11 protein-coding genes are annotated in these 12,141 nt (G+C 32.1%); 2 read left to right on the forward strand and 9 right to left on the reverse strand.

Annotated elements, in window-relative coordinates:
- Positions 1 to 76 precede the first annotated feature (76 nt).
- The 4 genes from ACJTHF_RS12205 to ACJTHF_RS12220 all read right to left on the reverse strand — a co-directional run bounded on the left by ACJTHF_RS12205 (position 77) and on the right by ACJTHF_RS12220 (position 4,070).
- On the reverse strand, positions 77 to 1,150 hold the full coding sequence (locus ACJTHF_RS12205) for a GntR family transcriptional regulator (RefSeq protein ID WP_048540358.1): 1,074 nt from the start codon (positions 1,148 to 1,150) through the stop codon (positions 77 to 79).
- Between the two features lie 138 nt (positions 1,151 to 1,288).
- On the reverse strand, positions 1,289 to 1,765 hold the full coding sequence (locus ACJTHF_RS12210; protein WP_232157002.1) for a hypothetical protein: 477 nt from the start codon (positions 1,763 to 1,765) through the stop codon (positions 1,289 to 1,291).
- A gap of 243 nt (positions 1,766 to 2,008) precedes the next feature.
- Positions 2,009 to 2,347: a nucleotide pyrophosphohydrolase gene (locus ACJTHF_RS12215; RefSeq protein WP_058590960.1), complete on the reverse strand. Its 339-nt coding sequence runs from the start codon at positions 2,345 to 2,347 to the stop codon at positions 2,009 to 2,011.
- Positions 2,340 to 4,070, reverse strand: a complete 1,731-nt coding sequence (locus tag ACJTHF_RS12220; RefSeq protein WP_058590961.1) for a DUF2075 domain-containing protein — start codon at positions 4,068 to 4,070, stop codon at positions 2,340 to 2,342. The genes ACJTHF_RS12215 and ACJTHF_RS12220 overlap by 8 nt, the downstream gene beginning before the upstream one ends.
- A 342-nt stretch (positions 4,071 to 4,412) precedes the next feature.
- On the opposite strand from ACJTHF_RS12220, the gene ACJTHF_RS12225 reads away from it, so the two are divergent.
- Positions 4,413 to 4,907: a hypothetical protein gene (locus tag ACJTHF_RS12225; RefSeq protein WP_232157003.1), complete on the forward strand. Its 495-nt coding sequence runs from the start codon at positions 4,413 to 4,415 to the stop codon at positions 4,905 to 4,907.
- 225 nt (positions 4,908 to 5,132) lie between these two features.
- Here the strand turns inward: ACJTHF_RS12225 and ACJTHF_RS12230 are convergent, their stop codons facing one another.
- On the reverse strand, positions 5,133 to 5,996 hold the full coding sequence (locus ACJTHF_RS12230; RefSeq protein WP_182679470.1) for an alpha/beta hydrolase: 864 nt from the start codon (positions 5,994 to 5,996) through the stop codon (positions 5,133 to 5,135).
- Positions 5,997 to 6,184: 188 nt separating this feature from the next.
- Complete coding sequence (locus tag ACJTHF_RS12235; protein WP_078355398.1) at positions 6,185 to 7,582, reverse strand: MDR family MFS transporter; 1,398 nt, start codon at positions 7,580 to 7,582, stop codon at positions 6,185 to 6,187.
- A 220-nt stretch (positions 7,583 to 7,802) separates the two neighbouring features.
- On the opposite strand from ACJTHF_RS12235, the gene ACJTHF_RS12240 reads away from it, so the two are divergent.
- Complete coding sequence (locus ACJTHF_RS12240; protein WP_025904672.1) at positions 7,803 to 8,783, forward strand: tRNA dihydrouridine synthase; 981 nt, start codon at positions 7,803 to 7,805, stop codon at positions 8,781 to 8,783.
- A 205-nt stretch (positions 8,784 to 8,988) separates the two neighbouring features.
- On the opposite strand, the gene ACJTHF_RS12245 is transcribed toward ACJTHF_RS12240, so the two are convergent.
- The 3 genes from ACJTHF_RS12245 to ACJTHF_RS12255 all read right to left on the reverse strand — a co-directional run bounded on the left by ACJTHF_RS12245 (position 8,989) and on the right by ACJTHF_RS12255 (position 12,027).
- Positions 8,989 to 10,029 (reverse strand): NAD(P)-dependent alcohol dehydrogenase, encoded by a 1,041-nt coding sequence (locus ACJTHF_RS12245; RefSeq protein ID WP_058590963.1) that lies wholly within the window; start codon positions 10,027 to 10,029, stop codon positions 8,989 to 8,991.
- A 159-nt stretch (positions 10,030 to 10,188) separates the two neighbouring features.
- A complete protein-coding gene (locus ACJTHF_RS12250; protein WP_232157004.1) occupies positions 10,189 to 10,632 on the reverse strand; it encodes an antibiotic biosynthesis monooxygenase family protein in 444 nt (147 codons plus the stop codon).
- 21 nt (positions 10,633 to 10,653) lie between these two features.
- On the reverse strand, positions 10,654 to 12,027 hold the full coding sequence (locus ACJTHF_RS12255; protein ID WP_058590965.1) for a cryptochrome/photolyase family protein: 1,374 nt from the start codon (positions 12,025 to 12,027) through the stop codon (positions 10,654 to 10,656).
- Positions 12,028 to 12,141 lie beyond the last annotated feature (114 nt).

A 12,141-nucleotide genomic window follows, 5' to 3' on the forward strand; every position in this document is an offset into this window, starting at 1 on the left:
GTAAAATAATGATATAAAAAATAGAACTAATCCTTTTACAGATTAGCTCTACTTGCTTGTTAGTTATATAATTTTATTATTTTACGGAACTTCTTTCTATAATATAAGTATCCAGTAATTCTGAAGGTTGTTCCTTACCTGTTTCTATCGTACTCAATACCCAATTCGCAGCTTTCTCTCCTAATAACTCTTGTGGATGAGATGTTGTCGTTAAATCAACGTCTTCCAATTTACTCAATACGGAGTTATCTTCTCCTACAATCGAAATATCTCCAGGAACAGACACACCCATTTTAGTTAATTTCTTCATTATGTAATAAGCTATTTGGTCGTTATAACACACCACGGCAGAAACTTGAATTTGCTTCGATACGACATGCTCAACAAATTGATCTAACACAGTTACTTTACTTTCTGTATCATACGTATAAATATATTCACTCTTAAAGACTTTATTATTATTTTCAAAAGCATTAAAGTAACCTTTCATTCTCAACTTACCTTGGTTATCATCTATCTTTGTGATTAAAGCAATATCTTCATGTCCTTTATCTATAAGATATTTCGTCGCAAGATGACCTGATTTAACATCATCAATCGCAATATAAGGTAAGTTCAATTCTTCATATTGAGCATTAATCGTTAAAATCGGTATATCGCGCTGCTTAAATAAAGAGTAATAAGATAAATTCGGATTATATACATTACTTTTCGTTGGTTCAACAATTAATCCTTTAATACCTTGATCTAACATCATTTCTAAACACTGACGTTCGTCAGCATGATTGTTATTCGTACTTGCTAAGATGAGCGAATATCCATTTTCTCTTAACACAGTCTCAAGACCACGAATAATACTCGGGAATATATAATCTGATAAGTACGTTACAATTACACCAATTTTTTTAGAGTTATTACTCTTTTTAGAATTTAAAAATTCGTAACTTACATACGACCCCGAACCTTTTCTCTTCTTTATATATCCATCCACAACAAGCAATTCCATAGCTTGTCGTATCGTATATCTGCTCACACCATATCGAGTTTGAAAGTCTTTTTCAGTAGGTAATAAAGAACCCACCTGTAATTCCTTGTTAATAATTTTATTTTTAATCTCATCTGCGATTACTTGATATTTAGGCTTATTCATAAAATACAATCTCCTAGTTCTAACGATATATGCTTAATTACTGCTAGTATATCATATAAACATAACATTCAATTTAACTAAAAAACAATATGGGCATGTGAGGTCTATTCATTTAAAAAGACTGAGGATGTTCTATTTTTATAATGCATTTACCAGTCTTTCAAATTCATCTTTATTAATGTTAATACCTTCAAGATCAACATCTGCTAAATTAGGGTGTTGCCCACTTGTTAGGACATATACTTCAATATGTGGACATGTTTCTTTAATAATAGGCATGATTTCTTCATCAAACCGCTTTGGTCCATTGTTTTCACTGTAAATCACGACATGAAATTTAATATCATCAGCTATATTCATAGGAATTCTGTCTTCTCTCTTTCTAGACAATACACACTGTTTTCCTACGATATTTGAAATCCACTCTTCTTTCTTTTGGCAATAATTTATAAAATCTTTCCTTTGATATCCTAAGTCCATTTTAACTTCAAGTATATCCTTAATTACATTATCTTCACAAATTAATAAATCCGGATATCTTGTACTTAAAGATTTATCAATCATAGATAAAGGTTGATCAATAAAGATTTGAACACCTTCCAATCTACTAATCAAATAAGCACCCAGCAAGTCTTCTCCAATACCTGATATACTATGATTACGTCCTCGATATAAATTTTCATGAGGGTAAGTAGGCTTTCATGCTTCTTTATATAACTTTACAAGCTGTTCGATAACTTCTACTTCTGTGAAATACTTATTCATCATTGTAACCACCTTATATCATTCATTTCCCAGGCAATATTTATTAATCAATCTTTTAATTTATATTTACTACAAATTGTCTACCACACCTATTTACAAATCATTATATTTATTATTTCTATTTTTACTTTTCTCTACAGGATATTTTTCAGCGTTCTTTTTTAGTTTTTTTCGAATGATATCATTAATATCAAAGTCTAAGTTGTCTGCTAACATATAGCTGTATATTAATACATCTGCCAATTCTTCTGCTAATCTCTCCTGCTTATTACTTACTACTTCTTCTGACGATTTCCATTGGAATAGCTCAAGTAGTTCTGCCGCTTCTAAACTTATCGACAAGGATAAATCTTTTTCATTATGAAATTGTCTCCAATTACGCTCATCTCTAAACTGATTAATCTCTTTTAATATTTCTTTATTTTCATCCATTATTATCACCTTTAGATGCTTTTTTTAGTGCTTCTCTTAATTGCTCATCTACTGCATAAATATATAAACCATTTACACCACGAGTAAGTAAAACATTCAATTCATTTTTCAGAAGCATTTGTGAGAAATGCTGTTTTGAACCGTCTTCTAACGTTCTACGACGTGTTGCTTTTTTATTGGCACTGCTTTTCTCATCAAAAACAATTTCACCATTTCTGTATTTTACAGAAGGTCCAATTATGACACCTGCATAGTTTAAATCTAAGCCTTGTATTGTATATGTTGATCCTATTTCATCTATTGTTTGATCTTGTTCGACCCATGGTAAATTCTTCTGTTTTCTACTAACCTTTATTTGATAATTCCATGGCATTGACCAGTTACCAACTTTGACTCGCCAAAAGTCTTCATTTTCAGGAGGCTTATTATTATATTGCCAATCAAATGTAGCAAGCATTCTTGAAATACCACTGTCTGTATTTTGAGCTTTTTCTCTTATACAACTTTCTAATTCTTCGGGTGAATCGAAAATTTTAATATCATATCCTTTTTTATCTCTAGGAATGTCATTAATTTTTTTATTATCAATTAAATTTCTAATCCATTTCACTGTCTTTTCATCACTATTAATGCGCATTTGATTTTTCAATGTAACATGATTATTTTTATTCTTTGCACATTCAAAGTAATCATTTAATTTTTCAACATCCCATATTTGTTCAGTTGTAAGTATTTGCTTAATATCAAAAACTATAACGACGACTTTAGCTCTTTCTAGCAAATCTTGTAGATGATTTTTTCCACGGTAACTTTGTTTACCTTGTGTTAACAGAAGGTGTGCTTCGTCTACAATAACAACATCTACTTTTTCATCTGGTGAATGACTATTGATAAAACTGGTAGGTTTATTAATAATACTTTTCTTGTTATTAGATATGCCTAATTTAGTCGCAATTTGATTGTAAATAGTTACATGTTCATTATGATTTACTAATAAATGAATATCTAAATCTTTGTCTAAATTTAAATTATATTTCTTCAACTCATAAAGTAATGTACTCATTAGAACTGTTTTCCCAGATCCAGCTTCACCCTCAACGATTAGCAATTGTCCTTCTTCATCTAAAATAATCGATTCTTTAATTTTATTTAGAATCTCTTCTTTAGCATTAATTTGTTCTTGTGTTAATTTATGAAAAGGCGACGCTTTAAATATTGCCGAATCTTTAATAATACTTTCAATTGGAAACAGGACTTTATTTTTCTTATTTAATGTTCCCCATATATCAGAAAAAATCTCATCAAGTTTTTCTGATGTATAATATTCATTCTGTTGATTCGTTCTACTATTATGAACCCTACTAATATTATCCACACTTAATAAATACTGCATCAGTCTATTTTCAATGTCGAGTGTTAATGATTTATTAAACATTTCATGACCAATAACATACATAGAAGAATTACTAGAAGTAGAGAAATCTTCCCAAAATGGTTTTAACTTTGTATCTACATTAAGATGTTGACGAGTTCTATTTCTAATATCAGCTGTTTCTCCAACATAAACTTCAAAGTTATTTTCATGTTTCTTATCATTTATTATGTATACAGTTGGATAGCGTAATAAATATTTTCCATCTATTGAAGTTTGCCATTTTTGAACTGAATTATTAAGATTTTCTAATGAATATTGTATATTTTCTATCTTTAACGAGTTTCGCATAATTATCACCTATTGAAGTATCATCTATTAGCTTCTATTTTATCAATTTTGTGATAATTTTATCCACTTTTTTAAAATTTTCATAAGGAAGAGTAAATTTTTATAATTTATGCTTATTAAAATGACATAAAAAAGGATAAATGAGTAATGTTTTACTTATTTATCCTTACATAAACGCCTAAATTTTTAGGTATGTTTCTTAATTCAATTATGATTAAACCCTACCTCTCCCACACAAATACTACAATAATTAGCCTAATCTAAATTGCCTGCCTATAAAATAAATAATATTATATAATATTTTTAATGACATGTAATAAATCATTAGGAGTGACGAGTTTTATGAAAAAAATTAGAGGTTTAAAAAGGAAATTTAAAGGTGCTTTAAGAGACTATAATTATACAATTAATAATTTTGATGGTTATGCTGAATTGTACGTTCCACAAATTACTTATAAAGATGAAGTAGTTACAAGTTATACGATTTCAAATTTTCTTATAGAAAATACAATCAACAATATTCCAAATGATGCTTACTATCTTTATGTATTTGATGAGACTTTCCCTTTAAACAATCATTTGATTATAGCAGACGATGAAGAAGATTTAGAATTCGGATTACTTAAATCTACTGACGAAAATAAACCTATGTTTATTAAACAATTAGAAATTAGGTATAACCTTCAATTTGAACGTTATTTGGCAACTTGGGAAATGGATGAGACAACGTACTTTAATCTAGATTATGAAGAAAAAAAGAGCATACTTTATATTGAACATGATGATGATAATGTAATAGCAGTCACAAATACTTTATTGTTATGCAAAGGGGATTAAACTATGCTTTAACAACTTAATAGATATAAAAAACTGTGCAAGTAGAATTCAAACATTTCTACTTACTCTCTAATCAATAACTCTATTGTTATTCGCTTTATCATTATTCTGCTGTAAATATCCTAACAACTCCAGTAACATCTCAATTTTAATTTTTAGTCTATTAAAAAATAGCAAAGCATCCTACTTTCATAGATTGCTCCACTATTTCATTATTATTGAACCCTACCTCCCCCACAAGAACTCTACTATCTCATTCGCGACTTGTTTGTTTTCATGTAGTTCGCTGTGTTGGGCTGTTTTGCCTTCGTATTTGGATTCTTTATAGCTTTTTGGACTATTTCCTAGTAAATATTTCAACGATTTTGATGAGCTGTTGGATACGCGCCCGTCTGAGTTGGTACCGTCTTGTAAGTCATCATATATGTTTAATACTTCTATTTCTTGTCCTTTATAGATATTTTTCAATTGTTGTAGATCTGGATATGGTGGGTTCATGCGACTTGGTTTACCGCTTCTATCCACACTAATTTCATTTACTTGTTCATTCATATTTAATACACCGTTAAACGTACCGGCAATGTTCACTTCTTTATTCAACTGAGGTAATGTTTCATCATCCCCGTATTTCAACATATATTTAGCAAATGATAAATTCCCCATTGAATGTCCGACAAAGTTAAATTTCTTAATGCCGTATTCAGTTTGTAATTTCGTTAATACGTTTTTAAACCACTCTGCATTAAGATCCAAATCACCTTGTTTATTATTTTCAAGTTCTATTTGTACAATAGGATTCGTCGCATCTTTTTTAAGTTTGCCTTTTAATTCAACTTTTCCATCTTCAGATACATATGCTGTGATGACTTCTTTTGTGACACCTTTTTTCTTCGCTTGTTGAACCATATATTTCTCAGAGTTCGCACTTCCTGCATAACCGTGTAGAAATAATGTCGGTATTTGGCTTTTTATATAAGTTGAGTCTGTTGATTTAACTGTTGCTGAATGATGTTCGTTAGATGGTTTCGTCATTATCACAATGATCATCAGCATAATAATACCCATCCCCAAAATCCATAACTTCTTCACTACGATAACCTCAATTCTGTTATTTTGATTTAAGTATAAAATATGTTTACCTAAATTTCCTTATGTATTACTTATAAACCCCACAAGAGTCAGTCTGAGGGTTGTCTGATATCACACTGCTCGCCCTATAAAAACAAGCATATCACTTTCAATCTGAGGTTGTCAGTTTAGTGATATGCTTCATTTCGCTACGCTTCTTTATAGCCTTTTTTAGATGTTGGGTTGATAATTGCTAATATTAAGCCGAGTACTGCTACGATACATATAACAACGTATGCGACGCGTACGCCGTGCACTAATCCTTCTATTCCATATTCATGTGGATTTAAAATTGCTGTGTTCATAACTGTTACTAATATTGCTGAACCCATTGCTGCGCCGACTTGTCTCATTGTATTATTCATCGATGTTCCATGTGGTACTAATTCACGTGATAAATTATTTAATGCTGCTGTTGTTAATGGATTGAAGACCATCGCATTTGCTGCGAGTGAAATGGCAAAGAATATTGTGACATAAGCGAATGATGTGTGTGTATCAAGTTGTGTGAAAGCAAATGATGTAATTACAACGATTGAAACGCCTATGATGGATAATAACTTACCGCCGTATTTATCGAATATTTTACCTGTGAATGGTGAAAGTAAACCTGTTATAATTCCACCTGGCATGAGTGCTAACCCTGACATCAATGGTGAATATCCGTGTAGATTTTGTAAGTAGAATGACAGTACTGTTTGACTACCTATAAATGAAACAAAGACGATACAGACAATAATCATATTGATCGTAAAGGATTTATAGGTGAAGACACGTACGTTAAGAAACGGCTCAGTCATACTTAATTGTTTCACGATAAACATTGTTAAGATGACAATACCTGTAATAATCATTGAATACACTAAAGGATGATGCCAACCTAAATTACCCGCTTCGCTAAAGCCAAATAACAATGCCGCAAAGCCTAATGTAGACAGTGTGACAGATAGTTTATTAAGCTTCGGTTTCGTAACATCTGTTACATTCTTCACGAATTTCAACGCAAATAATAAGTCTATAATGACTACGATTAATAAAATATAAAATATCACTTTCCAACTGTAGTGAGAAACAACCCAACCTGACAATGTTGGACCAATTGCTGGTGCGAAGCTGACAACTAATCCAAACATCCCCATAGCTTGCCCTCTTTTATCAGCTGGATAAACAAGAAATAGGACTGTCTGCATTAAAGGCATCATAATCCCAGCACCCATTGCTTGAACTGCACGTCCTACGAGTATGACACTGAATTGATCCGTTATAACACAAATAATAGAACCTACTATAAAGAATGTTAAAGCTGCAAAGTATAACGTTCTTGTCGTAAATCGCTGTGTTAAATAGGCGGTAATGGGAATCATGATTCCATTCACTAACATAAATATAGACGTCAGCCATTGTACTGTACTGCTCGTTAAATGCATTTCTTTCATAATACTTGGTAAGGCTGTAGTCATGAGTGTCTGGTTCAAAATGGCCACAAATGACCCTACCATCAAAATCGTAATAAGCAAAGTCTTATCCCGGTGTTTCAACTCTTCCACGACGACATCTCCTCGAAATCTTTCTCTAATATCATCATGTTATACAAAGGCACATGATAAAGTCAAAATGCATGCTTTACGTATCAAAACGTTTAGATGTTACGATAGATAATTTGCATTAAAATGAGTAAATATCCTTTTGTATAAGTTGCACTTTTATGGTAATATCATCATGGATAAATATTTAATAAATTAATAAATAAGAAGGTTAAAATATATTATGAAAGAAAATTTTTGGAGTGAATTGCCACGTCCATTTTTTATTTTGGCACCTATGGAAGATGTTACGGATATCGTCTTTCGTCACGTAGTCAGTGAAGCAGCGAGACCGGATGTCTTTTTCACTGAGTTTACAAATACGGAAAGTTTTTGTCACCCTGAAGGTATACACAGTGTTCGCGGACGCTTAACGTTCAGTGAAGATGAACAACCTATCGTCGCACATATATGGGGCGACAAGCCAGATCATTTCCGAGAAATGAGTATCGGAATGGCAGAAATGGGCTTTAAAGGTATTGATTTGAATATGGGCTGTCCTGTGGCAAATGTTGCAGGCAAAGGTAAAGGTTCTGGCTTAATTCTAAGACCTGAACGTGCCGCTGAAATTATTCAAGCAGCTAAAGCTGGTGGTCTACCGGTAAGTGTTAAGACACGACTCGGTTATTATGATATAGAAGAATGGAGGGATTGGTTAAAGCACGTCTTCGAACAAGACATCGCAAACTTATCTATTCACCTTCGTACGCGTAAAGAAATGAGTAAAGTAGATGCACATTGGGAATTAATCGAAGCGATCAAGAATTTGCGTGACGAAATCGCACCAAATACATTGTTAACAATTAACGGTGATATACCTGATAGAAAGACAGGTCTTGAACTTGCTGAAAAATACGGCATCGATGGTGTTATGATCGGTAGAGGTATCTTCAATAATCCATTTGCATTTGAGAAAGAGCCTCGTGAGCATACAAGTAAAGAACTACTAGACCTACTTAGATTACATCTCACATTATTCGATAAATACGCAACAAGTGAAACAAGACAATTCAAAAGCTTACGTAGATTCTTCAAAATATACGTACGTAGCATGAGAGGCGCTAGCGAATTAAGGCATCAATTAATGAGTACAGAAACAACAGATGAAGTACGCGCATTACTAGATGAATTCGAAGCCCAAATGGAAGACGTCGTTGAATCTTAAAGTTAATAAATAAATCATCCCCTGTTAACGTTGGAGTTAGCAGGGGATTTTTTGTTGGGTATTATGGGATTGTTGGGAGAGTTAATTACAAAAGTTAGGGAATCTGTAATTAACGGGCGCCTTAATTACAAAACTCGGCACAAGTGTTACTAACAACTCTCTTAAATCAAAAAAAGTGCCCATCATATGGACACTTTTTTCGTTATTACATTGTGCTTGTATCTATTACGAAACGATATTTAACGTCTGATGATAAGACTCTTTCATATGCTTCGTCTATTTGATCTGCTGAAATCAGTTCGATTTGTGGTCTAATGTTATGTTCTGAACAGAAGTCTAACATTTCTTGTGTTTCTCTTATACCACCAATTGCTGAACCTGCAAATGATCTACGGTGACCTATTAAGTTTGCTACACGTAATGATACGGGTTCTGCTGGTGCACCTACGTTAACAATCGTACCGTCTAATCTTAATAGTTTAAGATAATCATCTATTGGTAAATTAGCACTTACGGTATTAATAATTAAATCAAATGAGTTAGCAAGTTCTTCAAATGTTGACTCATCAGCTGTTGCATAATAATGAGAAGCACCTAATTTTAAGCCATCTTCTTTTTTATTTAATGTACGTGATAATACTGTTACGTCAGCGCCCATTGCATGTGCAATTTGAACGGCCATATGACCAAGTCCACCCATACCGATAACAGCTACATTTTTACCTTCGTATGCTTTCCAGTGATTTAAAGGTGAATACGTTGTAATACCTGCACAAAGTAAAGGTGCCGCTTCATCTAAAGGAATATTATCCGGAATACGTAGTACGAAATCTTCATGTACGACGATATGTGTTGAATAACCACCTTGAGTAGGTTCACCATATCTGTCAGTACCTGCATATGTACCAACCATTCCTTTTAAGCAATATTGTTCTTCGCCATTTTGACAATGTTCACATTCACCGCATGAGTCAACCATACAACCAACACCAACACGGTCATCTACTTGATATTTACTCACATCAGAACCAACTTCTTTAACAATACCCGCAATCTCATGACCCGGTACTAAAGGATAGTTCACTGGTCCCCATTCTCCATGTGCAGTGTGAATATCCGAATGGCATATTCCTGCATATTTAATTTCTATCAAAATATCATGTTTATCAAGATCTCTTCTTGTAATTTCTGTTGCAAAAAAATTAGAATCCGGACTACTTACAGCTCTCGCTTTAGCATTTAGCATCATAAATTCCTCCGTTACTTACTTAATAGAATACAGTAATACGTATTCTTCTTTGCTAATATTAGACCCGTGTGTATGCAAGGTCAATTCAAAAGTCTTGAAGGCTACTTTATAATATTTATACTCTATTTTCCGAATTAGTGACCATCTTTATAATCGTTACTCTTTTAATTCTAAGCTAATATTAAAGGATAGCTTTCTGTTTACGATAGCTTGATCGGCTCCTTTTTTAGTACCTCTTTTTTGATGTGTGTTTTTATATTCTTGAGAATCTTGCCATTGTTTATATGATTCTTCGTTTTTCCAAATAGTTATGATTACATAATGTTCATTCGTACTGCATGGTTTTAAAAACAATAAACTTTCAAATCCTTGAGTATTTGTTAGGTTTATATCTCGATTTAGAAAAACACGCTCAAAATCTTCTTCAAAACCAGGATTTGCATATAAATGGTTAAACACGACATATCCATTTTGAGGTAAATTATTAATCTGTTCTAAAATAACATACTGATAACTTGCATTAAATTTATTGATTGTAACCTCATTGTTATTTTGAGTTAGATAAATACCATGCATTTCATTTTTCAACAAATAAATCACTCCTTTTTAATGAATAACATATCAAAATTGTTTGAACTTATCCATCACATAATCTCTGCTTTTTTTATGATTCACGATAGCCTCTGGATATTCTTTTCCAATTTCGATATGATAAATTTCTTGCAAATTGTCTTTATATTTAGTTGGATCATGAATATATTTACTTGCCACATCATTAAATATTTCTAGCTCTGTTTTAATAAAATACCCTTGGGCATCGAAGCGCTCACTTTGACGTATAGGATTAAACATTCTAAAATAAGGCACTGCATCTGTCCCAGTTGATGCCGACCATTGCCAACCATGTACATTAGATGCATTATCATAATCTATCAAATACTGTCTAAAATAGTCCTCCCCCCAAGTCCAATCGATAAATAAATTTTTAGTCAAAAATTGTGATACGACCATTCTTAAACGATTGTGCATATATCCTGTACGATTTAATTTTATCATTGCAGCATCAACAATTGGATAGCCAGTTTGTCCTTTTTTCCATGCTTCAAAATGTGCTTTATTATAAGACCATTTCATGTTGCGATATTTCTCAGAAAAAGATTTAGTGGAAGCTTCTGGATATTGTGTCATTAATACATAATAAAATTCCCGGAATATAACCTCTCTAATAAAAGATTCATAACTAATTTCATTGCTGTCGTATCCTTCAATTAAGTCATTTATAATTTCATTAATATCAAGCAACCCATATGCTAAATATTTACCTAAACCACTTACAAAATCCAGTGATACATCATCAGTCAATTTATCATAATGAGCTATATCACCATTTAAAAATTCACCCCATGCTTTGCGCGCTAACTGTTCTATATCTTTATTATTCTTAAAATTTAAGTCACTTTGATTTGAACCCTTTTCAGCAATTTGGGCCAAATGCTTAAATTGATAATTTTTTTTAGGTGTATGTACTAAATCTTGACGATTTGCTTTATAGAAACTCGTAAATATTTTATAAGGCTGATTTTGTTTATTAAATGTCTTTGTTGGCTCAAAATAATGATTCACGCGCTGCCCAATTACTGTAATTTGATGATTTTCAAAAGCTTGTTTAACATGAGGATAATCGTATATGTCTTTGTGATAACTCATAATATCTTTTGCTACTAATACGTGAGATAACCCCAATGTATCAGCTAAGTCACCTAGCTTGTCATACGTAACAATATGGGGATGTATATCATACTTTTCTAAAGCATTTAGAAACCCTTTTACTACTTTATAATAATACTCACGCTTTACTGCTGATGCATCATTTAAATCTTCTAATGGTAAGATAAAATATAATTTATTTAGCTCGTTTTGATGCTTCTCTATATAATGAAAAAGTGGATTATCTTGTGTTCTAAAAACTCTGTTGAGTATGACTCCTAAATGCATTTGAACGCCTCCTGGATTATTTTTACATAGTCACTTTATAATTTCGCTAAAAAGAGCGCTAAAATCACTTTCTTATGAGCAGTTTTAAGCGCGGTTTATATCCGTTTATTAATA

It is taken from the genome of Mammaliicoccus sp. RAM2 (assembly GCF_045897195.1).
In the GTDB taxonomy this organism is placed as follows: domain Bacteria; phylum Bacillota; class Bacilli; order Staphylococcales; family Staphylococcaceae; genus Mammaliicoccus; species Mammaliicoccus sciuri.

Coding starts and splice junctions, on each gene's coding strand:
- ACJTHF_RS12205 (WP_048540358.1), bottom strand. CDS start 1,150: ATGAATAAGCCTAAATATCAAGTAATCGCAGATGAGATTAAAAATAAA.
- ACJTHF_RS12215 (WP_058590960.1), bottom strand. CDS start 2,347: ATGGATGAAAATAAAGAAATATTAAAAGAGATTAATCAGTTTAGAGAT.
- ACJTHF_RS12220 (WP_058590961.1), bottom strand. CDS start 4,070: ATGCGAAACTCGTTAAAGATAGAAAATATACAATATTCATTAGAAAAT.
- ACJTHF_RS12225 (WP_232157003.1), top strand. CDS start 4,413: ATGAAAAAAATTAGAGGTTTAAAAAGGAAATTTAAAGGTGCTTTAAGA.
- ACJTHF_RS12240 (WP_025904672.1), top strand. CDS start 7,803: ATGAAAGAAAATTTTTGGAGTGAATTGCCACGTCCATTTTTTATTTTG.
- ACJTHF_RS12245 (WP_058590963.1), bottom strand. CDS start 10,029: ATGCTAAATGCTAAAGCGAGAGCTGTAAGTAGTCCGGATTCTAATTTT.
- ACJTHF_RS12255 (WP_058590965.1), bottom strand. CDS start 12,027: ATGCATTTAGGAGTCATACTCAACAGAGTTTTTAGAACACAAGATAAT.